The 25,616-nt window shown below is 60.0% G+C and carries 24 protein-coding genes and 1 tRNA gene; 9 read left to right on the top strand and 16 right to left on the bottom strand.

Annotation, left to right across the window (positions count from 1 at the left end):
• Nucleotides 1-102: 102 nt before the first annotated feature.
• A complete protein-coding gene (locus tag HZ994_18420; GenBank protein ID QTN34209.1) occupies nucleotides 103-684 on the bottom strand; it encodes an EF-hand domain-containing protein in 582 nt (193 codons plus the stop codon).
• Nucleotides 685-806: 122 nt separating this feature from the next.
• On the opposite strand from HZ994_18420, the gene metF reads away from it, so the two are divergent.
• The gene (metF, locus tag HZ994_18415) at nucleotides 807-1,706 is read left to right on the top strand and encodes a methylenetetrahydrofolate reductase [NAD(P)H] (protein QTN34208.1); all 900 of its coding nucleotides are present in this window, start codon (nucleotides 807-809) and stop codon (nucleotides 1,704-1,706) included.
• A 151-nt stretch (nucleotides 1,707-1,857) separates the two neighbouring features.
• Here metF and HZ994_18410 read toward each other — a convergent pair whose 3' ends face one another.
• Both HZ994_18410 and HZ994_18405 read right to left on the bottom strand, forming a co-directional pair.
• On the bottom strand, nucleotides 1,858-3,564 hold the full coding sequence (locus HZ994_18410) for an iron ABC transporter permease (protein QTN34441.1): 1,707 nt from the start codon (nucleotides 3,562-3,564) through the stop codon (nucleotides 1,858-1,860).
• A gap of 68 nt (nucleotides 3,565-3,632) precedes the next feature.
• Complete coding sequence (locus HZ994_18405) at nucleotides 3,633-4,523, bottom strand: universal stress protein (protein ID QTN34207.1); 891 nt, start codon at nucleotides 4,521-4,523, stop codon at nucleotides 3,633-3,635.
• 186 nt (nucleotides 4,524-4,709) lie between these two features.
• Here HZ994_18405 and prfA point away from each other — a divergent pair, with 186 nt between their 5' ends.
• From prfA to HZ994_18375, 6 genes are all read left to right on the top strand, one after another.
• On the top strand, nucleotides 4,710-5,783 hold the full coding sequence (gene prfA / locus HZ994_18400) for a peptide chain release factor 1 (protein QTN34206.1): 1,074 nt from the start codon (nucleotides 4,710-4,712) through the stop codon (nucleotides 5,781-5,783).
• A 44-nt stretch (nucleotides 5,784-5,827) separates the two neighbouring features.
• The gene (locus tag HZ994_18395) at nucleotides 5,828-6,169 is read left to right on the top strand and encodes a MotA/TolQ/ExbB proton channel family protein (protein QTN34205.1); all 342 of its coding nucleotides are present in this window, start codon (nucleotides 5,828-5,830) and stop codon (nucleotides 6,167-6,169) included.
• A gap of 17 nt (nucleotides 6,170-6,186) precedes the next feature.
• Complete coding sequence (locus HZ994_18390; GenBank protein QTN34204.1) at nucleotides 6,187-6,906, top strand: C40 family peptidase; 720 nt, start codon at nucleotides 6,187-6,189, stop codon at nucleotides 6,904-6,906.
• Between the two features lie 364 nt (nucleotides 6,907-7,270).
• The gene (locus tag HZ994_18385) at nucleotides 7,271-8,761 is read left to right on the top strand and encodes a sulfatase (protein ID QTN34203.1); all 1,491 of its coding nucleotides are present in this window, start codon (nucleotides 7,271-7,273) and stop codon (nucleotides 8,759-8,761) included.
• Between the two features lie 195 nt (nucleotides 8,762-8,956).
• Complete coding sequence (locus HZ994_18380) at nucleotides 8,957-9,919, top strand: phosphoglycerate dehydrogenase (protein QTN34202.1); 963 nt, start codon at nucleotides 8,957-8,959, stop codon at nucleotides 9,917-9,919.
• Between the two features lie 149 nt (nucleotides 9,920-10,068).
• A complete protein-coding gene (locus HZ994_18375) occupies nucleotides 10,069-12,291 on the top strand; it encodes an NADP-dependent isocitrate dehydrogenase (protein QTN34201.1) in 2,223 nt (740 codons plus the stop codon).
• A 61-nt stretch (nucleotides 12,292-12,352) separates the two neighbouring features.
• Here HZ994_18375 and HZ994_18370 read toward each other — a convergent pair whose 3' ends face one another.
• Nucleotides 12,353-12,589, bottom strand: a complete 237-nt coding sequence (locus tag HZ994_18370) for a hypothetical protein (protein ID QTN34200.1) — start codon at nucleotides 12,587-12,589, stop codon at nucleotides 12,353-12,355.
• A 56-nt stretch (nucleotides 12,590-12,645) separates the two neighbouring features.
• Nucleotides 12,646-14,193 carry an SAM-dependent DNA methyltransferase gene (locus HZ994_18365; GenBank protein ID QTN34199.1) on the bottom strand — a complete coding sequence of 516 codons (1,548 nt, stop codon included), beginning with the start codon at nucleotides 14,191-14,193 and terminating at the stop codon, nucleotides 12,646-12,648.
• An 81-nt stretch (nucleotides 14,194-14,274) separates the two neighbouring features.
• Here HZ994_18365 and HZ994_18360 point away from each other — a divergent pair, with 81 nt between their 5' ends.
• Entirely contained in the window at nucleotides 14,275-14,463 is a 189-nt protein-coding gene (locus HZ994_18360) for a hypothetical protein (protein ID QTN34198.1), read from the top strand.
• Between the two features lie 258 nt (nucleotides 14,464-14,721).
• Here the strand turns inward: HZ994_18360 and HZ994_18355 are convergent, their stop codons facing one another.
• From HZ994_18355 to HZ994_18310, 10 genes are all read right to left on the bottom strand, one after another.
• Nucleotides 14,722-15,528 carry a DUF3800 domain-containing protein gene (locus tag HZ994_18355; GenBank protein ID QTN34197.1) on the bottom strand — a complete coding sequence of 269 codons (807 nt, stop codon included), beginning with the start codon at nucleotides 15,526-15,528 and terminating at the stop codon, nucleotides 14,722-14,724.
• A gap of 17 nt (nucleotides 15,529-15,545) precedes the next feature.
• Nucleotides 15,546-15,716, bottom strand: coding sequence for a type I restriction-modification system subunit M N-terminal domain-containing protein (locus tag HZ994_18350; protein QTN30776.1), 171 nt, complete (start codon nucleotides 15,714-15,716; stop codon nucleotides 15,546-15,548).
• 51 nt (nucleotides 15,717-15,767) lie between these two features.
• Nucleotides 15,768-16,349 (bottom strand): DUF4276 family protein, encoded by a 582-nt coding sequence (locus HZ994_18345; protein ID QTN34196.1) that lies wholly within the window; start codon nucleotides 16,347-16,349, stop codon nucleotides 15,768-15,770.
• Nucleotides 16,342-17,736: an AAA family ATPase gene (locus HZ994_18340; protein QTN34195.1), complete on the bottom strand. Its 1,395-nt coding sequence runs from the start codon at nucleotides 17,734-17,736 to the stop codon at nucleotides 16,342-16,344. The genes HZ994_18345 and HZ994_18340 overlap by 8 nt, the downstream gene beginning before the upstream one ends.
• Nucleotides 17,737-17,752: 16 nt before the next feature.
• Nucleotides 17,753-19,132 (bottom strand): restriction endonuclease subunit S, encoded by a 1,380-nt coding sequence (locus tag HZ994_18335; protein QTN34194.1) that lies wholly within the window; start codon nucleotides 19,130-19,132, stop codon nucleotides 17,753-17,755.
• Nucleotides 19,132-19,848, bottom strand: coding sequence for an AAA family ATPase (locus tag HZ994_18330; protein QTN34193.1), 717 nt, complete (start codon nucleotides 19,846-19,848; stop codon nucleotides 19,132-19,134). Before HZ994_18330 ends, HZ994_18335 begins: the two co-directional genes overlap by 1 nt.
• Nucleotides 19,845-20,231, bottom strand: coding sequence for a helix-turn-helix domain-containing protein (locus HZ994_18325; protein QTN34192.1), 387 nt, complete (start codon nucleotides 20,229-20,231; stop codon nucleotides 19,845-19,847). Before HZ994_18325 ends, HZ994_18330 begins: the two co-directional genes overlap by 4 nt.
• The gene (locus tag HZ994_18320; protein ID QTN34191.1) at nucleotides 20,228-20,665 is read right to left on the bottom strand and encodes a hypothetical protein; all 438 of its coding nucleotides are present in this window, start codon (nucleotides 20,663-20,665) and stop codon (nucleotides 20,228-20,230) included. Before HZ994_18320 ends, HZ994_18325 begins: the two co-directional genes overlap by 4 nt.
• 27 nt (nucleotides 20,666-20,692) lie before the next feature.
• Complete coding sequence (locus HZ994_18315) at nucleotides 20,693-23,455, bottom strand: DEAD/DEAH box helicase family protein (GenBank protein ID QTN34190.1); 2,763 nt, start codon at nucleotides 23,453-23,455, stop codon at nucleotides 20,693-20,695.
• A 208-nt stretch (nucleotides 23,456-23,663) separates the two neighbouring features.
• Nucleotides 23,664-23,740 (bottom strand) — tRNA-Met (locus HZ994_18310).
• Between the two features lie 124 nt (nucleotides 23,741-23,864).
• Here HZ994_18310 and HZ994_18305 point away from each other — a divergent pair.
• Complete coding sequence (locus HZ994_18305) at nucleotides 23,865-24,773, top strand: 3-methyladenine DNA glycosylase (GenBank protein ID QTN34189.1); 909 nt, start codon at nucleotides 23,865-23,867, stop codon at nucleotides 24,771-24,773.
• On the opposite strand, the gene HZ994_18300 is transcribed toward HZ994_18305, so the two are convergent.
• On the bottom strand, nucleotides 24,741-25,601 hold the full coding sequence (locus HZ994_18300; protein ID QTN34188.1) for an NAD(+)/NADH kinase: 861 nt from the start codon (nucleotides 25,599-25,601) through the stop codon (nucleotides 24,741-24,743). The two genes, HZ994_18305 and HZ994_18300, sit on opposite strands and share 33 nt — an antisense overlap.
• Nucleotides 25,602-25,616: the final 15 nt, after the last annotated feature.

The following is a 25,616-nucleotide window of genomic DNA, read 5'->3' as shown; positions in this document are numbered from 1 at the left end:
ATCCGCACCAGATCCGCAGGATGTCGAGCCGGAATATTTTGCCGACGCCCGGCGGCCTGATCCGGGATGCCCATGCTTGCCAGATCGGCGGGTACGGCCTCCCTACGGCTTGCGCCTTGGCGGAGCCGCGGGCCTGTCCCCGGCATCTATCACGCCGTTGCCATCGGTATCCATTCTCTCGAAAAACTGCCTGCGCCTTTCCTCCGGCAACTTGGAGATAAATTCGCCCTTGCTGAACTCCTCATAATCCAGGCCACCGCTGTTGTCCGCGTCGAGATGTCGGAACTGCTCCTTGGACTTGCGCTCCGCATCCTGCCTCATCAGCCGTATCTCCTCCTTGCTGACCATGCCGTCGCCATCGCCGTCGAGCCTTGCGAAGATCTTGATGCGCTTGTCCTCAGGCAGGCGCTGGATGTGCGGGGCCGCGAAGAATTCCTGCTTGGTGATGTTCCCGTCCAGATCCTTGTCCATGCGCCTGAACATCTCGCCGGGATTCCCGAAGGGCTGGCGCTCGCGCACGTCCCGCCCCTCCATCTCCATACGCCTACCCCCCTCTTTGCCGGGCCTTGCCTCAGGGTGCGGCCTTTCAGGCATACCCTCCCCCGGCCGGCGCAAATCGCCCTCGGCCATGGTCGCCGGGGTGAGAATCCCGGCAAGGAACAAGGTCACAAGTATCGTCTTCATCGAAGTTTAGCGTTTGAAATTTCCTATTTCGGCGCAAGCATCCGCAAGCCTTTTTCCTAAACACCTTGCGTTACAAAAAGTTTCGCGGGAATTTCCGCCAGTCCGCCCCAAAGATCAAGACCATGCACATCAGCGATATCCTCGGTTCCCCAAAGCCATCCCTGTCCTTTGAGTTTTATCCTCCCCGCGCGGCCGCTGCATGGGAGGAGCTTTATGAAACCATCCGTGATCTTGAGACGCTCTGCCCGTCCTTCGTCTCCGTGACCTACGGTGCCGGCGGCTCCACCCGCGAGCTGACCCACGATCTCGTCGTCCGCATCAAGCAGACCACCAGCATCCCGCCAGTCCCGCACCTCACCTGCGTCGGCCACACCCGCGAGGAGATCGATGCCATCCTGTCCCGCTACGCCGAGGCCGGCGTCTCCAATATCCTCGCCCTGCGCGGAGATCCTCCGAAAGACCAGCCGGACTACGATTGGTCCCAGGGCGATTTCCGCTACGCCGCGGACCTCGTCACCCACATCCGCGCCTTCAACCAATCCGGCAAACATCCGGATCCGCGCGGCTTCGGGATCGGCGTCGCCGGCTTTCCCGAAGGCCATCCGGCCACCCCGAACCGCGTCGATGAACTCGACCACATGAAGGCCAAGGTCGATGCCGGGGCAGATTACATCTGCACCCAGCTCTTCTTCGACAACCATGATTTCTTCGACTACCGGGAGCGCTGCGCCATAGCCGGGATCAACATCCCCATCATCGCCGGCATCATGCCCGTCACCTCCACAGGCGGCATGAAACGCATGGCGGAACTCGCCGCCGGTGCACGCTATCCCGCGAAACTTCTCAAAACCCTCGACCGCGCCGCCTCCAAGAACGATCCTGGAGCCGTCGAGCGGGCGGGCATCCATTACGCCGCCCAGCAATGCGCGGAACTCCTCGATGGCGATGTGGCAGGCATCCATTTCTACACCCTCAACAAATCCCACGCCACCCGCCAGATCTACGCCTCGCTCGGTTTGTAGGAAAATTTCCTGAGATGCTGAAAGATTTGGCACGGAACCCGCTTATCTCTCCATGTCGCAAGACAAGCGGTCCGGTCGAGACGCCCCTAGGTTAATGGGTTTTCCAAAGGGATGATCGACCGGGCCGCTCTTTTTTCCCCACGCTGGGATTTCAGACCTTGAAAAGCCCGCCCCGCTTCCCTCCCAGGACGGCGGCACCCATGATGGCTACGGACAGGAAAACCATAGCCCAGACGCCCAGCGCGGCGGCCAGTTCGGTGCCGTTCCCGAGCGTGCTGAGGAGAGTGTAGATGGCCTTGGTGATCGGGTAATGCTGCGCCTGTTGGGCGAGGATCAGGCTGTCGCTCACCTCAAGCATCGCGAAGGCGAAGCCGAGGATCGCACCCGCCGCGACGTTCGCCCCGATCAGCGGGATCGCCACCCGCCGCATCATCCGCAGCGGAGTCGCACCCAGCGATTTCGCCGCCTCCTCCAGCGCGGGATTGCTCTGCTGCAAGCCCGCCACCGCCGCCCTCACTACATAGGGCAAGCGCCGGATGCAGTAGGCGATCACCAGCAGGAAAAACGGGCTGCCGCCCGCACCGACCAGAAACGCGAACGGCTTCCCTTCCTGTGAGAGCGCGAGGTAACCGAAAGCCATCACAAGCCCCGGCACGGCCAGCGGCATCATCACCAGCGCGTCCAGCCAGCCGCGTATTTTAAGATCCGATCTCACCACCACCCACGCCACGCAGAGCCCAATCAGCACCGCCAGCACCGTCGCAGTCCCGGCATACATCAGGCTGTTCTGGATCGATGGCACCACCAGCCCGTTGCCGAGCGCCTCGATGTAGTGCCGCATCGTCAGCTCATCGGGGATGACCGTCCCATACCACCGTTCCGCCAGCGAAAGGAAAACCACTCCCGCATGCGGGATCGATGCGATCAGGAAAGTCCCGAGGAAAAACGCCGCACAGGCCAATCCCTTGATCCCGCCGATCTTCTTCCCATCGCTGCGCCCCTTTGGCCTGGGCGCGGTGCCCAGCGGAGCCCTGCCCATCACCAGTTTCGCCAGCGCGAACACAGTCGCCGCGACCACCAGCAGGATCGCCGTCAACGCGTAGGGCACCGGGTTTTTCTCCAGCCCCTTGATCCCGTCGAAAATCTGCACCGGCGCGATCCGTGCATAATCGAAAACCAGCGGAACACCCAGCTCCGTGAACGACCAGATGAAAACCAGCGAACTCCCCGCAAACACCCCAGGCATGGCCAGGGGCAGGGTGATCTTGAAAAACCGCTTCCAAGGCGGGCAACCCAGGTTCTCCGCCGCCTGCTCCATAGCCGGATCGAGGTTCGAGAGCGCGGCGGCGATGTTCATGTAGAGGATGGGATAAAGATGCAGCGCGTTCATCACCACGATCCCCAGGAAACGCCCTTGCGCCAGCCAATCGAAAGGATGTGCCGCGTCCATCGCACCGAGGTCGATCAGCAGGGCGTTGAAAGCCCCGTTCACCCCCAGCATCTGCTTGATCCCCACCGCACCGACAAAGGGAGGCAGAATCATCGGAGCCAGCACCAGGATCCCGAGAAACTTTTTCCCAACGAAATCATAACGGTGCGCCACCAGTGCCAACGGAAACGCCAGCAGCAGCGTCAGCAGCGTGCTCACCACACCCATCATCAGCGCGTTCCAGAGCCCCTCGCGGTAGATCGGATTCGAGAAAACCGACCCGATGAAATCCAGGGTCCACACCGTCCCGCCGTCCACATCCTTGGCCTCGAAAGCCTGCTTCACCACCATGCCCGCCGGATAGATGAAGAATACCGCAAACAGCGCCGCCACCCCAAGGCTGATCGCCCACGCCATCTTTCGGTTCATCATCGGCGCTACGCTACCTAGGCATCCGATGGATCGTCAACCGCCCCGTGGCAAATCAGAACGGCGGCTCACCTCACCGCAAAGACGGAGACCGGAGCATCCTGGATCAGGCGCTCGGCATTCGTCCCGATGAAATGGCTCATGATCGGCGATTGCCCGTGGGTGCCCATCACCACCAGATCCGCCCCGCAGGAGGATACGTGGCCGGTGATTTTCACGGAGGGCATCTCGGACTCTAGGATCACTGCCTCATGCCGCACACCCTCCAGGATGGCGGAGTGTTTTTTCAGGCACGCGGCCATCCTTGCCTTCGCGGCGGCACGGCATTCCTCCTCGTAGGATTCCGGCGCATCCGCAGCGTGCTCCAACACACCCCCCCAGCTGTCGAGCCCAGGAGGGAAGATCACGTTGACAATCTCCAGGGCCGCCCCGCTGCGCCCCGCCATCGCTGCCGCCCGCCTGATTGCCCGATCCGCCGTGGCGGAGAAATCCGTGCAGACCACGATTTTCCGGAAATCACCACCCTGCCAATCCCGCAGAACTAACACATCGCAGGGAGCCATGCGCAGACATCGCGCCGCCACGGAGCCAAGCCGTTTCTTGGTCAGGTCATTCGCGGCAATGACCAGGAAATCCGCACCCAGATCGGCGGCCAGCGCCGCCATTTCCACGGCGGGCTTGCCGATGCTAACGGTGAAGCTCAGATCGACAGTCCCGTCCTTAACACCCGGAAGCCGGGCGAAACGCGACTCCGCCTGCTCCCTGAGCGCCTCGAAACCGGGATTCCCGTGGCCGCTCGCCTCCCTGTGCTCGCGCATGCTTTTGTCCAGCACATGCACCGCGACCACGCTACCGCCGCAGGCCGACGCCGCGTGAAGGGCGTGCCGAAGCACTACCGGGGAGGAATCCGAAAAATCAATTCCGGCAACTATCATGGGCTTCTTCTTTGTCTCGTTCATCGCTTTATGGGTTTTACACCGGCACCATGGCCTAGGCTGAGCTTCGCAGGCAAACACACCTTTTGCAACCCGCCAGGAAACCATGCGCAGCCTATCGCACACCATGCTAAGGCAGGGTTGGACAGCACCTCGATAAACAGCTAGAAAATCCGCCCCAACGCTATCCAAGCGACCCGGTGTTCACCCATGGACTACTCTCATCTCATCGCCAAACGAAAGGACCGCTTCCGCGAACTCGAGGAAGCGGTCGGCAACCCGAATCTTTTCGACAACCCGAAACGCGCCACCGAAATCCTCCGCGAACACCGCAAGCTCCAGCAGACTCTCAATCTTTGGGAAACCCTGCAATCCACCGAGACCCAGCTCGCCGACAACCAGGAACTCGCGAAATCCGATGACCGGGAAATGGCGGAGATGGCCGCCGAGGAAATCCCGGAGCTTGAGAGATCATTGGTAAAACTCCGCGAGGACATCCAATACGCCCTCCTCCCCGCCGATCCCAACGAAGACCGCGACGCACTCATCGAGATCCGCGCCGGTGCGGGCGGCGACGAGGCATCGCTCTTTGCAGCGGAAATGATGCGCCTCTACCAACGCCATGCCGATGCGATGGGATGGAAGTCCGAGCACCTCGAAAGCTCGCCCTCCGAGGTCGGCGGCTTCAAGGAGGTCATCCTGAAAATCACCGGCGACGAGGTCTTCCGCCACCTCAAATACGAGTCCGGCGTCCACCGCGTACAACGCGTCCCCGCCACCGAGACCCAGGGCCGCATCCATACCTCCACGATCACCGTCGCCGTACTCCCGGAGGCGGAGGAGGTTGATGTGGACATGAAAATGGAAGACCTCCGCATCGAGGTCTGCCGCTCCGGCGGCGCGGGTGGCCAGCACGTCAACACGACAGACTCCGCCGTCCAGATCTTCCACCTTCCCACCGGCCTCTACGTCCGCTGCGAGCATGGTCGCTCCCAGACCAAGAACAAGGAGATGGCCCTGCAGATCATGCGCTCGCGGCTCTACGAAAAGAAAATGCAGGAACAGATGGCCGAGTATTCCGAGAACCGCCGTGCCCTCATCGGCTCCGGAGACCGCTCGGAGAAGATCCGCACCTACAACTTCCCCCAGAGCCGCATCACCGACCACCGCATCGGGTTCACCACCCACAACATCGACGCTGTCATGTCCGGCTCACTTTCCGAGCTGACCGACCAGCTCATGAAACACGAAATGGCCGAGCGTCTCGCCGAGGCGGGCATGTAATGTGGCGGAGGAGCTCATCCGCCATGCAAACACTGACAATTCCCATGCACTCCCAACTCGAAACCCTCCCCCCGGAGCATGCCGCCATCCTCATCCGCAAAAAACGTTTCTGGAAAAAGACCATGTGGATCTCGCTGGGTGTCGGCGTCATGCTGGCCATGATCGCCGTCAGCGGAACGGTGATCAAAATGACCGCCGCGTTCTCATCGCTGCAGGCAAATGGGTCCGCAGACCCCAGCGTGCTCGCCGGCGACATCTCCGAAGCCATGCTCATCAGCCTCTGGTCGCTGCCACCGGCACTGCTCGCATTTCTCATCTTCCTCGTCTCCCTCATACGCTGCCTCTCCCTCCCCAAGCTGCCCGAAAACTCAACCCAAGCCGGCTGAAAGCACGGCACTCCCGCATGATCCCGCGCCTCCTCCTGCTCCTCACCTTCGGATCCCTCGCGGCGCTCATCGTCGTGGACCTCGATCCCGTGTCCACAAAGCTCCAACGCCTCATCATCCTCGCCGCGATGCTTGGAATCTGGCTCGGCCCCGTCCTGCTATCCTGGAAAAGGAAATCCGCCCGCTACATCTTGCTAGCCCTCCCCCTGCTCCTCATCATCCCATTTCTCCTCCCCGCAAAGCCCATCAACCGCGAAGCCCTGCGCGACGATTTCCTCCGCCGCATGATCTCCTACCAAGGCACGAAATACCACTGGGGCGGCGAAAACGGGCGCGGCATCGACTGTTCCGGCCTCCCCCGCAAAGCCCTGCGCGAAGCCCTTTTCTCCAACGGCGTCAAATCCATGAATGGCGGCAGCCTCCGGCTCTTCTTCAGGCAATGGTGGAACGACGCCAGCGCCAAGGCACTCGCCGAGGGATACATGGATTTCACCATCCCAACCGGAGAAAGTGGCACCATCGCACAAATGGACTATGCGAAGCTCCAGCCCGGGGATCTCGCCGTCACCGCAGACAGGCGGCACATCCTCGCCTACCTCGGCGGGGAGGATTGGATCCAGGCGGACCCAGGCGCAGGCAAGGTCACCATCGCAAACGGCAGGACATCGGAAAACGGCTGGTTCACAGTCCCCATCACCACACACCGCTGGAGCATCCTCACGGAGCGCGGGCTTTAGTCCGCAGCAACACGATGCAACCCTCACAACTCGATATCCTCCCCCCGGAGCAAGCCACCATCCTCATCCGAAAAAAGCGTTTCTGGAAGAGGGCGATGTGGCTGGCCTTGGCTATCACTCCCCTGTTTTTAGCAATGGCCACCAAATGCCATTCCATGGCGATGAGTCAGGTTTTCGGGACAATTATAACAGTGGGACAAATTGAAAGACCTGACGGATTTGAGAAATCAATGGACGAAATTTCATTACTGGTCGTGACAACAAAAATCACCCTGTCCCTCGCCGCCCTAGCCTCCCTCCTCTTCCTCACCGCCCTCATCCGCTCCCTCAGCCTCCCCAAGCTCCCATCACCTCCTCCCGACACATGAAAAACAAACCCAACGTCCTCTTCATCTTCGCCGACGACCTCCGCCCGGAACTCAACTGCTACGGCTGCAAGCACGTCATCAGCCCGAACATCGACCGCCTCGCGGCAAAGGGCTGCCTGTTCGAGAAATCCTACGTCCAGATCGCCGTCTGCAACCCCTCCCGCGCCAGCATGCTCACCGGCAAGCGGCCCGACGAGCTGAGCCTCTGGGGCCTTGACACCCATTTCAGGGAAAACTCCCCGGATGTCGTGACGCTGCCCCAGCATTTCAAACAGAACGGCTACCACACCGCCGCCATCGGCAAAATCTACCACAACGACAAACCCGACCCCATCTCCTGGTCGGAGCCGCAGATGCACATCCCCGGCTACCCCTACGACCCGGATGCCGTCTACCGGGACGACGGGAACATCCATTACCTCGAGCAGAGGAAAAAACAGATCACCGAGGAGGAAGGCACAGGCAGCCGCTTCGTCGATGAATACGGCCAGTGGTACCTGAAAGCCTGCGCAACCGAAATGCCCGACGTCCCCGACGACGCCTACTACGATGGCGCCCAGACTGACGTCGCGCTCGCGAAGCTCAGCGAGTTGAGCAGGCTCGACAAACCCTTTTTCTTCGGGCTCGGCTACTACCGCCCGCACCTGCCCTTCAACGTCCCGAAAAAATACTGGGACATGTACGACCGCGAGACGATCGAGCTGGCGGAATACGACATGCCGCCGCTCGGAGCGCCTCCCATGGCCCTGAACAACATGCGCGAGCTCCGCGGCTACTCCGATTTCAAGGATTGCACACACCCCAACGAATCCCAGCTCAACGCCGAGGACTCCCGGCGGCTCCGCCACGGATATTTCGCATCCGTCACATACATCGACACCCAGATCGGCAAGGTGCTCGACCACCTCGAAGCCCTCGGCATCCTCGATGAAACCATCATCATACTGTGGGGCGACAACGGCTGGAAACTCGGCGACTACGGCAGCTGGTGCAAGATGACGAACTACGAAATGGACACCCGCGTCCCTCTCATCATCAAGCCCGCCCAAGCGGTTGCGGACGATGGCAAACGCCCGCAGATCGTCGAGTCCGTCGATATCTACCCCACCCTCTGCGACCTCGCCGGGCTACCTCGCCCGGAGGGCTTGGCCGGTGAAAGCCTTGCCAAGCATTTCGAAAACGCCGATGCGGAAGGCAAGCCCCATGCCTTCAGCCAGTTCCTCCGCCACGGGATCTGGAGCGCCCCGGATGGGATCGAGACAATGGGCTACTCGATCCGCACCAAGGACTGGAGATACGTCGAATGGTTCCACAGCGATAAATCCGATGTCATCGCCAGGGAACTCTACGACATCACCAGCCAAGGCCTTGAACAACTCAACCTCAGCGGAAGACCCGAGCATTCCGAAACCGAAAACCACCTGGCCCGGCTGTTGACCGGCTATCGCGGCAACTGCCTGCCCCTCAAACCGAGCAAGCGGCGCTGACCTGGCGTCAACCGGGGCGATCCGTGCCCCCAATCCGCAGGCCCGAAAAAATCCCCTTCCCCGCTAACTTCGATGTTGGACGTACGTTGATCGCCGTCCAAGCTCCCCCCGCGATCAGCCACCTGGCAGTGCGCGACCTGCGCGCCCCTGCGATCCAGCCACCACAGGCCAAGGCAAACCTGAAATCCCCAACTCATGAAAATCCTCCTCACCACCTGCAGCTACCAGGACACACCCGGCCCGCACCACGCCCTCATGGAATCCCAGGGCTGGGACATCGTCCGGGAGCGCGGCCCCTTGCCGGAATCTCGCATGCTGGAGCTGGCCGGCGAAGGCTTTGACGCATTCCTCTGCGGCGACGATGCAATCACCCGCGAGGTTTTGGAAAAATGCTCCCCAAAGCTCAGGGTCATTTCCAAATACGGCATCGGCCTCGATAAGATCGATCTGCCCGCCACCCGCGAAATGAAAATCCCCGTGCTTTTCACTCCAGGCGTGAACCACGACACCGTCGCCGAGCACACCATGCTCCTGCTCCTCGCCATCACCAAAAACCTCTACCCTTCCGTAAGCGCCACCAAAGCCGGCAAGTGGACCCGCCTCACCGGCTACGAACTGCTCGGCAAGCGCATCGGCCTGATCGGCCTCGGCCGCATCGGCCAGGAAGTCGCAAAACGCGCACACGCCTTCGGCATGCAGATCCACGGCTTCGGGAACTACTGGCCGGAGGATCTCGCCGCCCAGTTCTCCATCACCCGCCACGACTCGCTCGACTCGCTTTTCGCCGCCTCCCAGATCATCTCCCCTCACACCAAGCTCACCCCGGAAAGCCTCCACTGCGTCAATTCCGCCCGCCTCAACCTCATGCCGGACAATTCCTGGCTCATCAACACCGGCCGCGGCGAGCTCATCTCACAGCCCGATGTCATCGCCGCCCTCGATTCCGGGAAACTCGCCGGTTACGCCACCGATGTCCTCGACGAGGAACCTCCCGCCGCGGATCACCCCCTGCTCACCCATCAAAAGGTCATCGTCACACCCCACGTCGGCTCCCGCACCTACGAGTCCGTCCCCCGCCAGGCGATGAAATCACTCACCAACCTCATCAACGCCCTCAGGGGCGAAGGCGAGTGCAACTGCGCCAACGGCGTGATCTGAGCGGCCTCACCATACCGCCCCGTGCAACTTGCGAAACCCGAACTTCGCCCATCCGCACCCCTCGCCTTTGCCCCTCCTAGCCCACCCGGGCGCGGAAACCCTCCGCCTTGACCCTCCCACCGCATTCCCCTATCGAAGCCCGAAGCACCATGTCCAACACCATCATCTACACCAAGACCGACGAGGCCCCCGCCCTGGCCACCTACTCCCTGCTCCCCATCGTCCAGGCCTTTGCGAAATCGGCGGCCATCACCGTGGAAACCCGCGACATCTCCCTGGCCGGCCGCATCCTCGCACAATTCCCCGATCTGCTCTCCGTCGATCAACAGATCGCCGACCATCTCGCGGAACTTGGCAAAATGACCCTCCAGCCGGATGCGAACATCATCAAGCTCCCCAACATCTCCGCATCCGTCCCGCAGCTCAAGGCGGCGATCAAGGAACTCCAGGAAAAAGGTTTCCCCATCCCCTCCTTCCCCGAAAACCCCTCCACCGAGGAAGAATCGGAAATCCGCTCCCGCTTCGCGAAAGTCATGGGCTCCGCCGTCAACCCCGTCCTCCGCGAGGGCAATTCCGACCGCCGCGCCCCCAAAGCCGTCAAGGAATACGCCCGCAAACACCCCCACTCCATGGGCGCCTGGGCCAAGGACTCCAAGACCAACGTCGGCACCATGGCCGGCAAGGGCGATTTCTTCTCCAACGAGAAATCCCTCACCGTCACCGCCGCCACCGACGCGAAAATCGAACTCATCGCCGCTGACGGCACCACCACCGTCCTCAAGGAATCCACACCGCTCCTTGCCGGTGAAATCCTCGACGGCACCTTCATCTCCAGGGAGGCGCTCACCACCTTCCTCGACTCCCAGATCGCCGAGGCGAAGCTCTCCGGAGTCCTCTTCTCACTCCACATGAAGGCCACGATGATGAAGGTTTCCGACCCCATCATCTTCGGCCATGCGGTCAAGGTCTTCTTCAAGGACCTCATCGCCATCCACGCCGATACCCTCGCCCCGCTCAACATCGACTACAACAACGGCTTCGGCGATCTCGTCGCGAAAATCCAATCCCTCCCCGCCGACAAGAAGGCCGCCATCGAGGCGGACATCGCCAAGGCCTACGAGAACGGCCCCGCGCTCGCGATGGTCAATTCCGACAAGGGCATCACCAACCTCCACGTCCCCTCCGACGTCATCGTCGATGCCTCCATGCCCGCCATGATACGCACCTCCGGCCAGATGTGGAACGCCGCAGGCAAGCAGCAGGACACCCTGGCCGTGATCCCGGACTCCTCCTACGCCGGTGTCTATCAGACGGTCATCGACTACTGCCGCGAGAACGGCGCGCTCGACCCACGCACCATGGGCTCCGTCCCCAACGTCGGCCTCATGGCCAAGGCCGCCGAGGAATACGGATCCCACAACAAGACCTTCGAGATACCCGCAGACGGCACCGTCCGCGTCACGGACTCGTCCGGAAAAACCCTCCTCGAGCACACCGTGCAAAAGGGCGATATCTGGCGCGCCTGCCAGACCAAGGACGCTTCCGTCCAGGATTGGGTGAAGCTCGCCGTCAACCGCGCCCGCCTCTCGCAAACCCCCGCCATCTTCTGGCTCGACGAAGCCCGTGCCCACGATGCCGAAATCATCGCCAAGGTGAAAACCTACCTCGCCGACCACGACACCACCGGCCTCGACATTTCCATCCTCCCACCCGCCGAAGCCTGCCGGAAAACCCTCGAACGCATCGTCCAAGGCCTCGATACCATTTCCGTCACCGGGAACGTCCTCCGCGACTACCTCACCGACCTCTTCCCCATCCTCGAGGTCGGCACCTCCGCGAAGATGCTCTCCATCGTCCCCCTCATGAACGGCGGCGGACTCTTCGAAACCGGCGCCGGCGGCTCCGCGCCGAAGCACGTCGAGCAGTTCACCGAGGAAAACTACCTCCGCTGGGACTCCCTCGGAGAGTTCTTCGCCCTCGCCGCATCCTTCGAGCACCTCGCCGAGACCGCAGGCAACCCCTCCGCGAAAACCCTCGCCGAGACCCTCGACGCCGCCACCGGCCTCTTCCTCGAAAACGACCGCTCCCCCGGCCGCAAGCTCGGCACCATCGACAACCGCGGCTCCCACTTCTACCTCGCACTCTATTGGGCGCAGGCGCTCGCCGCACAGGACTCAGATGCCGCCCTCAAAGCCCTCTTCACCCCCATCGCCAAAGCCCTCTCCGAAAACGAGGCCAAGATCGTTTCCGAACTCAACGCCGTCCAAGGCAGCCCCGTCGATCTCGGCGGATACTACCTCCCCGACGACGCCAAGGCCAACGCCGCCCTCCGCCCCAGCGAAACTCTCAACACCATCCTCGCAGCCCTGTAGCTGACCCATCGGCGTTTTTTGGAACCACCTCGGTGAACACGGGATCCCCTTTCCACCCAAGCTACGCAGCATCCCGGATTCCCCGAAGATCCATGTGCCCACCGTCTTCCGTTCGTTTCAGCTCAAAGACGACCAGCGTCCCGTCCGGATCGATCCCCGGGAGATCGATCCGTCTCAGGCTTCCCGACCAGCCCGAATACTCCTCCGAGATCACAAGCGTTCCGGCAGAGATCACATCGATGTTATCCTCCTGCAGCCTTTGAAGATCCTGTCGCTCGCGGATCTTTAGCGCAGCCATCGTAGGTTATTCGACAGCGTTGAGTTCGTTTTCTCCGAATTTGCAGAGGGCATGGTTCAATTGGCTTCTGGTTCTGCCAGCGCCTCCTCCACCGCCCGGAACTCCGCCAACGCTGCTTCCAAACTCTCCACGATCTCCGCCGCCAGCAAGGCCGGGGCCGGGAGATTCTCGCTGTCTTCCAGGCTGTCGTCCTTGAGCCAGAGGATGTCTAGGTTGGCTTTGTCTCGGGCGATGATCTCCTCGTAGGTGAATTTCCTGAAGCGGTCGGTTTCCTTGCGTTGATATAGGCAGGGACGGCTCTCCGAGCTGTCCGTCTTCGGGGTGGTGGCTTTCTTGCCTTCTTCGGACGCCTGCGGCGAGGCGTCCCTACCTGTGTAACAGGCTTTGAAGTCGTCGAGGTCTTTGTTGGCGAGCGGGTTGGTTTTGAGGGTGAAGTGCTGGTTGGTGCGGAGGTCGTAGATCCAGAGGTCTTGGGTCCAGGGCTTTTCGCTGGCTTCCTTGCGCTCGAAGAAGAGGACGTTGGCTTTGACTCCCTGGGCGTAGAAGATGCCGGTGGGCAGGCGCAGGAGGGTGTGGACGTTGCAGCGCTTGAGGAGTTCGCGGCGGATGGTTTCCCCGGCTCCGCCTTCGAAGAGGACGTTGTCGGGGAGGACGACGGCTGCGGTGCCGCCGATCTTGAGCTCGCTGACGATGTGCTGGAGGAAGTTGAGCTGCTTGTTGCTGGTGGTCGCCCAGAATTCGTCGCGCTCGTATTCCTGCTTCTCGGTGCTGATCTTACCGTCGTCGCCGACGATGGTGTAGCCGCCTTTCTTGCCGAAGGGCGGGTTGGCGAGGATCATGTCGAACTTCCGGCCGCTGGGCTGGGCGAGGGCGTCGGCGCGGTCCACGGGCGGGTCGTTGGCGTCGGCGGTGGAGCCGATGCCGTGGAGGTAGAGGTTCATCGCGCAGAGGCTGACGACGCCGGGGACGATGTCGGTGCCGCGCAGGGCTTCCGTCCTGAGGTGCTTGATCTCCGGCTTGCTGAGTTTGTTGTGCTCCTGGATGAAGTCGTGGGCGGCGAGCAGGAAGCCGCCGGTGCCGCAGGCGGGATCGCCTATCACCTGCCCCGGCTTCGGAGCCATCACATCGACAATGGCGCGGATGAGCGGGCGGGGTGTGAAATATTGGCCGGCTCCCTTGTCGGAGGAGCTGGCGGTCTTTTCGAGCAGGCCTTCGTAGATCGCGCCCTTGATGTCCACGTCCATCCCGGACCAATCCTCGTCAGCGATCATCTTGATGACGCGCTGGAGGTCGGAGGGGTTGGAGATCTTGTTCTGTGCCTTGCGGAAAATGATCCCAACAAGTCCGGGTTCCTTGCCGAGGTTCTCAAGGGTGTGGCGGTAGTGGATTTCGAGGTCGTCGCCGCTCTTGCCACTCAACACGCCCCAGGCAAAGGCGCCGGGGATGGGGTTGTCGAAGCCCAGCTCGGTCATCTCGTCGGCGAGCTTGAGAAAGAGCAGATACGTGATCTGCTCGATGTAGTCGCCGTAACCCACCCCCGCGTTCTTGAGGACGTGGGCGTAGTTCCAGACTTTGGAGACGATGGATGCGGAGTTGTCGGACATGAAATGGGCGGGGTGGACAGGTGGAATGAAAAAGTGTAACGTATCGGAAGTCAGAGAGACGGATTCAACAAACCGGCAGCCATGAAACCATCGGAAAAATTCAACCGCGAATCGCGCGACGCTGAAAAGCGTGCGTCCCGCCGTGCCGATGAGGAACGCCTCAAGGCCGGTGAGGATCCCGCCATCCTGCAGCGCGAGAACTCCATTTTCCCCGAAGAATTCTTTAGGAACGCGCGCATCTCCAATCGCAGGCAATCACTCGGACGCTGACGGCGATGGAGTCCGACCCCCGCGTTCTTGAGGACGTGGGCGCCTGCCCGCCGTAGCCCGGAGGGCGAAGGAGGGTAGTTCCAGACTTTGGAGACGATGGAGACTGAGTTGTCGTTGGACATGGTTGGTAAATCCGAAGAGTGGCTTAGTTTGAAGGTGGTAGGAAATTTGAACTTGCGGGTTCTTGGAGCTTGTGGGATCTTGCCTCGGGCCTGCCGCACCTGAATTCCGACTCCATGTCGTCGAAGGGTAACCTTCTCAGGGTGATGGCGGGCTTAATTTTTTGGCTGAGGTGAGCGGGTTTTTGCGGGTGTGGTAGTGGCGGTTTCCAGGATACGATGGTGAGTCATAGAGATCCACCACCAAGCTAATCTTCTCGTTTAGGAAATCGTAGTATCGGGTCTCTCCACGTTCGAAAACCCTCTGGACTGCCCAGCACAAGTAGTCCGCCACATTGAGGAGGGGTTCCGTATGATGGTTCTGAACGTTAAAGACGACCTTGCAGGCAATATCTCCAAGGCCGTGTTTCTTCGCGTGTCTCTCGGTCGCTTTTACGAGCGCACGTTCCAAGTTCGCATTCTTCGTGCTGTTGCCCCGCTCCGCGATGTTGAGCACCAGTTTCTGATCCATCTTCAGCTTGTTTTTGAGCAGGTGCGACAGCAGATCGGCATAGAACTCGGCATCCTTGCCATTGTGCTTGGAGGTGAAAAGCGCAGGAATCTTTCTCGCCACCATCACCTCCACCGAGCAGTCCAAGCCCTCGATGAAACGGAAAAACCGTTCCCTTACTTCTGGTGGGTCGTCTGTGGCGTGAAAATAGAACCCCTTGCCCTGGCACTTCTTACGAATACTCGGTATGACATTCAGGTAACGATCTTCCAGAACCTCATTCTGCAATGCCCGCACCTGATCCCGAACCTCATTGAGATCCCCATTGAATTTCACCATCCCGATCGAAAACGACAGAGAAATGCCCGGCTGGCCGACAATGGGAATTCTCCCTTTGCCAAAAAACGTGGTGTCGCCCGCTTCGTCGAGGAAACGGTGACTGGTCACGGGCAACACGGGATCCGAATCAGAAGTCATCGGAAATTGGATGGCTTGTCAAAGCCCAGCTCGGTCATCTCGTCGGCGAGCTTGAGGAATAGCAGGTAGGTGATCTGCTCGATGTAGTCGCCGTAACCCACCCCCGCGTTCTTGAGGACGTGGGCGTAGTTCCAGACTTTGGAAACGATGGAGGAGGAGTCGGGCATGAGATAAATAGAGTTTCTTAAAAATCAAAAATTACAGCTAGGTGTGAGGCGTCACGAAAGGTGTTTCTGGTCTAGCCACCAACACGAAAGATCAGTGAGAGCGTCTGCGAATTCTGCAAAACTGGGACTATTCTTACGCATAATGTCTGGGCGGCAAGATTTCAGCCAAGTGACACCATGAACCGTTTCCACGTAGGGCTGATCGGATTGGTTGAGCTTCTTAATTATTGATTTCCCCTTTTCACCCTCAAAAGAAGGCGGAATAAGCTCAGCATCGATCTTTGCAGCACCGGCGAAGGTAGCGTAGTCCGCGAGAATCCAATTCTCAATATCTCGATCCGGGATCCCTACAATAACCTGCGTATCGAGACCCTCCTTGGACAGGTGTTTCAAAAACTCCTCTCGGATCTCGGCTACAGTTTCTTGTCGCCTTTCGCGATCAAAAATCACAACCAGCGGCGAGTATCGTTTGTGAAGAAGCCGCCCGAGGGATCCGACACGTTTAGCTATTGATTCCAAACATACACTATCTCCGTTGCAATTAATCCTCTGAACAGGTGCACTTGGACAAACAATCTGGATAAACTTCTGTTCCATGTTGCCCTCAACTAAGTATGCGGGTTTCTTAATCATTTTGAAGGGCGTCGCTAACATAATAGTAACCAAGACCGAATCCAGTGCGGCTAATCTCATTCGAAACGTCTGCCGCATTTGAACACCTATTGGCGCGAGTGTGTCCGCCGGACATTGAAACAATTATCAGTTCTTCGGGCCTGCAATGATTGAGCAGTGTCTCGCTGTGTGTCGTCATTAAGGTGAATCGATGGGAATCGTCTTGAAAAAGGATTTCTCGAAGAATTGTGACGATCTGACCCTGCATTTGGGGATGTAGATAGTTTTCAGGCTCTTCGATGCAGAAGACAGATGGCGCGGTGATAGCCGCCGTAACTACGGCCAGCCATTTGAGAGTCCCGTCGCTCATGAGGGCAAGGGGTAAGGATGCCTCGTATTCACCGCTATGAACCTTGAACCTCACTCTCAGGAGATTCTCAAAGGCATCATTTTCTACCAAAATATCTTCGACGGTAGAATTTACCAGTCCAAGGTATGCCTTCAGCTGATCCATGCCGCTCGGATCATACTGGTGTCGGCCATGATGGTAGAAATACGGAATGTGGGTGAGCGTAGGTGGGTTCTTGCTCCGTTGCAAAGCGTAGAGGGTCGCGGCCAAGCCTGATCCGTCTCGTGAGATTCCCGGAGCCCGGGCGCTATCCTCAGGCAGTTTCAATTTTGACGGAACCACGTTATAAATTTGCCCGCCTGTTAGATCTCTGGATATCGCCCATAGGTTTGGCGTATAGCGGGAGATTGCTGGAACAAGTGAGATTGTGCCGCTCTCAAGAATTTCGGCAATTACCTCCTCAGGTTTGGGGACGTCGGGGTTGTTCCCGCCCGCCTTGACTCTCCTCGGATAGTATGGAAATTCTAGGAGAGAGTCATCAAATGCATTTGTGGTTACTTCTGTTGTCCCGTCGGTTTGAAACCTAGCTTCAAGATCAAGACCCCACTTTTCGATTTTTACCAGATCTTCGCCCTTAGTGAACCTATCTAGCCTAACCAGCTTCAGTCGTTGCGTCTTGAAGAATACACTGTCCGCTTCTTCTGGGAACACGAGCGAAAACGAATACTCGTAACCGCAGAATGGCTTCTCCTCTTCACTGCCTAGCTTCTGTTCCCGGCGTGTGCGTCGGACTTCGACCGGAACACACCCGTAAATCCGTGCTGTGATAGTGCGTTCATAGGTTGTTCCTACACGCCGAAAAACAGCGCCAGCACCACCAGTGCGACTTGTAGCTTCTGATGCGTCAGTGTCCATCAGGTGGGCAATAAATTCGAAAAAGGAAACTATGTTCGTTTTACCGGCGCCATTCGGACCGACTAGAATATTTAGACCGTGGTCAAAATTGAGTTCAAATTCCTTTAGGCTCTTGAAGCCGTCAACGTAGATTTTCGTAATCATAATAAGGTAGGCATTGTTAGAAAATCTTGCCAGAGAAAGCCGCGGCAAGTGTAGATTGGCGGAGGCGGTTGGAGCGGGTGATTTGGCGGTCGAGTTCGGCTTCGAGGTGGTCGATGGCGGTGGTGCGGGCTTCGACTTCGGCGACGACCTGACGTTGTTCGGCGATGGCCGGCACGGGAATCGGGATCGCCATAAGCTTTTTCTGGTTTAGAGATGATTGATTTACTGCATGCTGAGCGATACTCATGAAATACCCGGAGAACCGCAAGTGGGTGAGAACATAGTTTAGATACTTGGCGTTGATCCGTTCGCAGGGCCGCATCAGCAGGAGGTTCATCCCGTGTAGAAGCTCGCGGTTCCCAATTGCGACTGCGGTCTTTCCAAGGTGCAAATCGCTATTGATGTGGCTAAACAGGATATCGCCGTCGCGGACCATGAATTGGGCGCACTTCTCCCGGTCGATTTCTCGAACGTATCGAACTCTCTTGTAGTTGATCGTCGCATTAGAAATGGTTTCGATCCGGGAAACTGGGATCCCGGGCGGCTCTTTACTCTGTTCAGCGGTTGTCCCATTCGCCAAACGGTCAAGCAGGTCACCCAACATTTCGGTTGCAGGCTCACCTTGGGGGTGTTGTTCGCGCCAGGCTTGGGTGAGTTGGCCGGTGACGGCGGCGGCGAGGACGGATTGGCGGTAGCGTTGGAGTTGGGCTTTGGCGTGGCGCAAGGCGGCGACGCCGGCGTCGAGCCGCGAAAAGAGTTCCTCAATCCGCGCCACGATGCGGCGTTGTTCGGGGAGGGGGGGGAGTGGGAGCTCCAAATCTGCAACGTCCCCTCTTCGCAGGCTAGGAACCGCTCCACCTCGTGTCGATGCACCAAGATCAACTTGGCACATGAAATAGAACAAGAAACGAGAAGTGGTCATGGCCGATGGAACCAGCGCCATCACATTATTATCCACAAGTGACTCTACACCGAGAATTGCGCGGCGATTCAGTGCAACAGCAGCTCCAATCTTTGCAAAGACCACCGAGCCCTCTGGAAGTGTCTTGGCACGGATTGCTTTTACCTCGGTTCGCGTAAGATAATGCTCGCCTCTTGTCAGGGTGATCATGCCCTTCTGCCAATGACGCGAAATGTCACCTACTTTGAAAAAGGGCAATTCACCTTCAGTGCGACCCTGATACTTTTTTGGAAATCCGTTTCCAGAACGAATATCGGCAACGTCTTCAAGCTTCACGATCGTCCAAACTTGTGCCGCCCCTACAGGGCTCTGATTCTCCGGGGGTGAGTGACCCAGGGAGTTGCCCTGGGCTGGGGTCTTTCGCCCCTTTGGGGCTTCCTCCTCCGCCAAGGCTACGGCGGCCGAGGGAGAGGCGTTGGAGCGGGCGCGGGGCATCAGGGTTGTTTGGGGAGATCCTCGGGATTGCTGACGATGGGTTCCAAGCCAGCGGCGCGGGCTTTCGCGATGGCTTTGGCGGAGGCACGCTTGATGGCCGCGTCCATGCCGATGAAGTCGGGATCGTTGAGCGGCTTCACAGGCGTGGGCTTGCCAGAGTCTGTGCGGTAAAGGGTGACATCTTCCATAAGCTTTTCAGAGGCGGAGTTATCGCCCGTTTCCATGAGGATTGGCGGCGTGTGGGAAGCATCGTAAATCGCCCATTCATCGACAATGCCAATGTAATCCTCTTTCAGGTGCTTCCAGCCACGGAGGTAGCGGCGGTGGATTGTTTCCACGGGGATATTGTGCCCTCCGAAGGAGACCCTCTGCGCCACCCTTTGCACGGCGAACCCGGCGTCCGGGAGTCTCAGGAAACAGAGCTTCACGGTATATCCGGCCATCTTCCACTGTGGAATGAGGCGGAGGTAGGTGCGGGAGGAAAGCGTGGTCTCCAAGGCGAAACTTTTCCCTCGCGAAACAAGATCGCTCATCCTCTCCAGCATCAGCCGGCCTGCGGTGAAAGCAACCTGCTCCGGCTGGAAGGGGCTCAGCCCGGCGGCGATGAGATCGGCGTTCACGAATTCCGGGCAACCCGCTTCGTTTGGGAGGAGTTCCTCCGCAAAGGTGGTCTTCCCCGCCCCGTTGGGCCCGGCGATGATGAGGATTTTCTTCACGCCTTGGGTTTGCGTTTCGCGCGGTAGGGAGTGGGATCTTCGGCGACTTTGGAGGTGGATGCTGCGGCGGCTTTGGGTTTCGCGGCTTTGCTTTTTGCGGCGGGCTGGAAGCGGATCTTCAATTCACCGCCGACGGCACGACCGGCGCGGACGAGGGTGGCGATGGTGAGGTTTTCGCTGCCGTTGAGCAGCCGTGTGATGCGGGAGGGAGGTACGCCCATGCGGTCGGCGAGTTCGCTGCGGTTGATGCCTTCGCGCTTCATGAACTGGAGGAGCTCCTCGACGGCCTCAAGCTTGCAGAATTCGATTTCGCTCTCGAGGGAGAACGGCTCGGCGAAGGCGTCGGCGAGCGGATTGCTGACTTTCTCGTAAATGATCTTCATGGTTTCGGTTCGGCGAGGGTGATGCGGGTGTCTTCGAGTAGTTTGGCGCTGAAATAGGCGTTTCGGATGGTTTTTGCGGATTGGATGTCGGCGTTCTGTTCCTTTCGGTTGCCCTTTCCGCCGCCGTTCGTGCAAAGAATCAGGTGACCGATTCCATCGATTTCATCGTAGAAGGCGTAGAGTCGGATGCCGGGGCGCTTGAATTCGAAGACCCCTTCCCCGACGTGCTTGAAGGTGAGTTCGTTCGCATAGCGGTCGTGGTTCGCCACCGCCCGGATCCGTTTCCGGATGAAATCCCATAGATTGCGGTCATGTTTCCGAAGTTGGGTGAGGAATCTGTCCGCGTGATCCTTGCCATCCATCCCGAGGGTGACCACGCGGCGTGCCTCACCAAGATGTATGGAACTCAGGACGATTTCAACCGGCTTTTTCACTTTTATGATAAATTAGGAACTAACCGATCAGGCGACGAGGATGGTGTTGAGTTCCTCGATGATGTCCTTGGGATCGCCTCCGAAGGCTTTGCGGGCGACAGCAAGGGGGACGCCTTCATCGGAATCCACGCTTTGCCAAGCATCGAGGTAGGCGGCCTGGTCGTCGGTGGCGAAGGCGCCGTTGAGGGCGACGTAGTTCTTTATGACGGCTAGCCATTGGCGCTGGGCGTCGTTGAAGCGCTCCCCGTGTTGGGCGAGCCATTGCTGGTAGCGGGTTTCGACGAGTTCAGGGAATGGCGCGAGCGGGGTGAGCTCGGGATCGGCGGTGTGGCGGACGAGGGAGATGAGGTTGGTAAGGATCTTGACGGGGTTGCGGGTGAGCGGGCGTTTCTCCAGATGCTCGTAGGCGGACCAGACTTCGGCGGGGGCGATGTGATAGGGCGGACGGGCGATGGCTTCGGCCAGGGCTTTGAGTTCCTCGTAAACGAGGTGCCGCTTGGCGTGGGGCTTGTTGTAAAGGATCTGGAGGGCGGTGATTTCGTTCTGGTTGTCTTCGAGGAATTGTTTCCAGTTGGTGATGAGGCCTTTGGCTTTTTCCTCGTCGTAGCCGGTCTCGAGGACTTCGTCGCTGGCGAGGTGGTCGATGGTGATCTCGCGGTCGCGGCGTTTGCTTTCGAGGAGGTCGCGGAAGGCGGGATTGGTGGCGATGGGGGCGGAGGCCTTGTTTGCGAGTTCCTCGCGGGCTTTTTGAAGGGCTTGTTCGGGAGGGAGATTGGCATGGCGGTTGGAAACCGCCGCCACGTTGTCGGGATCGGTGGCTTTAAGGAGATCGGAGGCGAGCTGCTTGAGGGAGATGCCGCCGGTGGCCTGGAGTTCGGCTTTGTCGGAATCGCTGAGCGAGCGGTCGAGGCGGGCGAGGCGGTTGGCGAGGCTGGTGAGGGTGTCTTCGTCGCGGTGGCCGATGGCGACGTTTTTGAGAAGCTGGTCGAAGGCGACGGTGGGCTTGCGCTCAAGGGGGCGGGAGTCGGTCTTGTCGGACTCGGTGACGCCGACGGCATCGACGAGGGCGAAGCGGGTCTTGGCTCCGGCATCCGGGGTGACGGTGGCGAGGTCGGTGGGATCGATGGTGCGTGTCCCCCGCCCTTTCATCTGCTCGAAGTAGAGCTGGGAGCGGACATCGCGCAGGAAGAGCAGGCACTCGAGGGGCTTGATGTCGGTGCCGGTGGCGATCATGTCGACGGTGACGGCGATGCGGAACTCGGGGGCGGTGCGGAAGGCCTTGATGATGTCCTCGGACTTGCCGCTGGCCTTGTAGGTGACCTTTTTGCAGAAGTCGTTGCCCTTGCCGAATTCCGCGCGGACGTGGTTGACGATGTCCTCGGCGTGGTTGTCGTCCTTGGCGAAGATGAGGGTCTTGGGCACCCAGTCGCCGGTGCGGCCGGGAAAGAGATCGGTGAAGAGTTTTTCCCGGAAGGTGGCGATGATCTTCCGGATCTGGTCGGGGACGACGACGGAGCGGTCGAGCTGGGTTTTCTGGAAGGATTCCTCCTCGTCCTGGACGGCCCAGCGTTTCTCCCGGGTGAGGCGGTCGCGCTTCTGGTAGTCGAAGCCGGCATCGAGCTTGGTGCCCTGCTCGGAGACGCGGGTCTTGATGCGGTAGATGTCGTAGCCGACGTTGACGCCATCGGCGACGGCCTGGACGTGGGGATACTCGGTGACGAGATTCTGGTCGAAGAAGCCGAGGGTGGCCTTGCTGGGGGTGGCGGTGAGGCCGATGAGGAAGGCGTCGAAGTATTCGAGAACCTGCTTCCAGAGATTGTAGATGGAGCGGTGGCATTCATCGACGATGACGAAGTCGAAGGACTCGATGGGGATGCGGGGATTGTAGGTGACGGGAAGCGGCTCCTTGCCTGCTGTGCTGCCCGCGCCTTCGTAGCCGGAGTGCTCGTCGGCCTCGTCGTCGAACTGGGCGTTGTTCGCAAGCTGGGCGTAGAGGCGCTGGATGGTGGAGACGGTGACGCTGCAGACGGGATCGATGCCTGCGGGGCCGAGCATCTGGACGTTGTAGAGGTCGGTGAAGCTGCGGCCGTCGTCGGGGGTGGTGAAGTTCTGGAACTCGCGGACGGTCTGGCGGCCGAGGTTTCCGCGATCGACGAGGAAGAGGATGCGCTTGGCTCCGGCGTGCTTGATGAGGCGGTAGGCCTGGGTGACGGCGGTGTAGGTCTTGCCGGAGCCGGTGGCCATCTGGAGGAGGGCGCGCGGGCGGTTGTCGGCGAGGGATTTTTCGAGGTTCGAAATGGCGTCGATCTGGCAGTCGCGGAGCGGTGCGGTGTTCAGCTCGGGGAAGTTCCGGAGGCGGGCGCGGAGGGTATCGGGCTGCTGGACGAGATCGACGAGGTGCTCTGGCCGGTGGAAGGCGAAGACGGGGCGCGAGCGGGAGTCGGGGTCGCGCTGGTCGCGGAAGTTCGTCTCGACGCCGGTGGTCTGGTAGGTGAAGGGCAGCGGATCCGCCCAGCGCTGCGGGATCCAGTTCTTCGCGGTGGTGTAGCGGGCGGATTGCTCCGCGACGGCGGAGAGCGTGGTGCCGACTTTCTTCGCCTCGACGATGCCGAGCGCCTTGCCATCGACGAAGAGGATGTAGTCGGCAAAGCCGCTGAAGGATTGCATCTCGCGGACAGCGACGCCACGCGAGGCGGCGAGGTTCAGTTCCTTGATGTCCTGCACCGCCCAGCCCGCCGCCGCCAACATGGCGTCGATGGTTTCGCGGGCGGATTGTTCAGGGGTCGGCATCTGTCATTGGGTTTCTAACCGACTTGCCCGGAATACGGGAAGGTCAAAGTGCCGGAATCCATGTGTGGGAATTCGATTTGCGGTATATGGAAAGGAAAACGGCCCGCTCAAATCTAGATTCTCTTCGCGGCGCGATTTTCGCCATCGGATGCTTGCCGGATGTGCCGTGTCCTGAAACGGAGAAAGCCCCGTAGAACGGGGCTTTCATTGGTTGCGGGAGCAGGATTTGAACCTACGATCTTCAGGTTATGAGCCTGACGAGATACCTGACTTCTCCATCCCGCGTTTGGATGTGCGCCTTGCGGCGGGGCAGAAATGTATGCCGGGAGAATGCTCTTAATCAAGGGAAAATTTTGCCAAGACCCGTGTTTTTTGATTCTTTGGGCGCGGCTTGATGAATGGTTTGAACATGGGACTGGAGATCCTCCGAACGGACGAGTGGGAAGCGATCGCCTCCACCCACCTCGCGGCGGCTTGCGTTTTCACCGGAGCCGCCCGGCTTCGTCGTGACCGCGGGCGGCGGCATCCAGTGGAAGATTTCCTTTTCGATTACTATCCCTACAAGTTCGCGCTGCTGGAGCAGTGGCATCCGGGGCTAGGTGTCGCGCTTGAGTTCCAAGACCGGGAAAGCCTGCCGGAGCGATTCCGGGGGAACGCCTACCGGATCCACGGAAACCTCTGCTTCGCCGATCCGGCGCGGCTTTCCGATAAGGAAAGCGGGCGACTCCAATGGATCGCCGGACTGCTGCGCGCGACGCAATCCCACGCCCCGAACTTTGCCTGCCACGGGCTTCATGAATGGGCAATGGTTTACCGCGCCGAGGAGATACGGCATGCCTCGCTGGCACCGCTGCGGCTGCCGCAGGCGGAGATCGATGCGCTCATCGAGTCCCGCCCCGTCGCCTGCACCCACCACGATGCGTTCCGGTTTTTCGCGAAGCAGGCACGCCCATTCAACCGCATCCAGCCATCCCTGGAAACCCGCCACGAAAACGAGCAGCCGGGCTGCGTCCATGCCAACATGGATCTCTACAAATGGGCCGCGAAATCCATGCCCTGGATCGGTTCGTCCCTTCTGCTGGAAAGCTTCCGGCTCGCCTCAGAACTGCGCGATCTGGACATGCGCGCCAGCCCCTATGATCTCTCCGCATGGGGTGTCGTCCCGGTGAAAATCGAAACCCCGGAAGGGCGCAGGCAATACGAATGGGAGCAACGCCGACACGCCGCCGCTGCGGCTGAACTTCGCGCCCGGCTCATCCACGCCATCGAGGGCGCACTGCCGTCCTCAGACAGAGTGCCAGCCAAGCTTTTGCCGTAGTGCCTCGTAAAACGAAGTCCCCTCCAAGCGCAGGAGATTGAAGGTGCGGTCGGACTTCCTCACAATCACCCGGTCGCCCGGATCGATACGGGTGGTGTCCCTCCCATCGACGGTGAACAGCATCGGCCCGTCGTCGGCGCGTTCTGGGGAGATTTCGATCACGGAATCGTCGGACAGGACCAGCGACCTCTGGCTGAGGCTGTGGGGGCAGATGGGGGTGATGACCATCACCGAGGATTGCGGCGCGATGAGAGGGCCGCCTGCCGAAAGGGAGTATGCGGTGGAGCCGGTCGGGGTGGCGACGATGAGGCCGTCGGCGCGGTAGCGGTTGAGCCACTCCCCGTTGACCATCGCCTTGAGCGTCACCAGGCGCCCGGTCTCGCCGCGGGCCATGGTGACCTCGTTCAATGCGTGGTAAACGACGGTCGAGGCATCGGGACGGATGACCGTCGCCTCAAGCAGAACCCTGGGGCAGATCGAGTAGCGGCCTGAAGTCACCGCATCGGCGAAGCCCTCGATGTCCGCATCCGTGCAGCTTGTCAGGAAACCGAGGTTGCCGATGTTTATGCCGGCCACGGGTTTCTCGAATTTCCCGAAACGGGAGACGGCGTGCATCATCGTGCCGTCCCCGCCGAGCACCGCCGCAAGATCGACAAGCCCGGCGAATTGCGACGCGGAGACCCCGCCTTTTTCACCTGCCATTTCGGCCGTCCTGTGATCCAGGATGCACTCACAGCCGCGCCCCACCAGCGCCGCCCGCAAGGCGAGCATCGTTTTCAGTCCCGCCGGTTTCTGCGGGTTGAGCAGTATCCCTACTTTCAATCCCATTGATCCTGATAGGGA

This window comes from Akkermansiaceae bacterium (genome assembly GCA_017798145.1).
In the GTDB taxonomy this organism is placed as follows: Bacteria; Verrucomicrobiota; Verrucomicrobiia; order Verrucomicrobiales; family Akkermansiaceae; genus Luteolibacter.
The sequence above is the reverse complement of the archived record's forward strand: the minus strand, read 5'-3'. Positions and strand labels throughout refer to the sequence as shown.

Coding starts and splice junctions, on each gene's coding strand:
- HZ994_18300 (QTN34188.1), bottom strand. CDS start 25,601: ATGGGATTGAAAGTAGGGATACTGCTCAACCCGCAGAAACCGGCGGGA.
- HZ994_18315 (QTN34190.1), bottom strand. CDS start 23,455: ATGCCGACCCCTGAACAATCCGCCCGCGAAACCATCGACGCCATGTTG.
- HZ994_18395 (QTN34205.1), top strand. CDS start 5,828: ATGCACTCCCAACTCGAAACCCTCCCCCCGGAGCATGCCGCCATCCTC.
- HZ994_18365 (QTN34199.1), bottom strand. CDS start 14,193: ATGTCCGACAACTCCGCATCCATCGTCTCCAAAGTCTGGAACTACGCC.
- HZ994_18385 (QTN34203.1), top strand. CDS start 7,271: ATGAAAAACAAACCCAACGTCCTCTTCATCTTCGCCGACGACCTCCGC.
- HZ994_18380 (QTN34202.1), top strand. CDS start 8,957: ATGAAAATCCTCCTCACCACCTGCAGCTACCAGGACACACCCGGCCCG.
- HZ994_18370 (QTN34200.1), bottom strand. CDS start 12,589: ATGGCTGCGCTAAAGATCCGCGAGCGACAGGATCTTCAAAGGCTGCAG.
- HZ994_18305 (QTN34189.1), top strand. CDS start 23,865: ATGGGACTGGAGATCCTCCGAACGGACGAGTGGGAAGCGATCGCCTCC.
- HZ994_18350 (QTN30776.1), bottom strand. CDS start 15,716: ATGCCCGACTCCTCCTCCATCGTTTCCAAAGTCTGGAACTACGCCCAC.
- metF (QTN34208.1), top strand. CDS start 807: ATGCACATCAGCGATATCCTCGGTTCCCCAAAGCCATCCCTGTCCTTT.
- HZ994_18360 (QTN34198.1), top strand. CDS start 14,275: ATGAAACCATCGGAAAAATTCAACCGCGAATCGCGCGACGCTGAAAAG.
- HZ994_18335 (QTN34194.1), bottom strand. CDS start 19,132: ATGCCCCGCGCCCGCTCCAACGCCTCTCCCTCGGCCGCCGTAGCCTTG.
- HZ994_18390 (QTN34204.1), top strand. CDS start 6,187: ATGATCCCGCGCCTCCTCCTGCTCCTCACCTTCGGATCCCTCGCGGCG.
- HZ994_18405 (QTN34207.1), bottom strand. CDS start 4,523: ATGAACGAGACAAAGAAGAAGCCCATGATAGTTGCCGGAATTGATTTT.
- HZ994_18420 (QTN34209.1), bottom strand. CDS start 684: ATGAAGACGATACTTGTGACCTTGTTCCTTGCCGGGATTCTCACCCCG.
- HZ994_18325 (QTN34192.1), bottom strand. CDS start 20,231: ATGAAGATCATTTACGAGAAAGTCAGCAATCCGCTCGCCGACGCCTTC.
- HZ994_18410 (QTN34441.1), bottom strand. CDS start 3,564: ATGAACCGAAAGATGGCGTGGGCGATCAGCCTTGGGGTGGCGGCGCTG.
- prfA (QTN34206.1), top strand. CDS start 4,710: ATGGACTACTCTCATCTCATCGCCAAACGAAAGGACCGCTTCCGCGAA.
- HZ994_18345 (QTN34196.1), bottom strand. CDS start 16,349: ATGATTAAGAAACCCGCATACTTAGTTGAGGGCAACATGGAACAGAAG.
- HZ994_18340 (QTN34195.1), bottom strand. CDS start 17,736: ATGATTACGAAAATCTACGTTGACGGCTTCAAGAGCCTAAAGGAATTT.
- HZ994_18375 (QTN34201.1), top strand. CDS start 10,069: ATGTCCAACACCATCATCTACACCAAGACCGACGAGGCCCCCGCCCTG.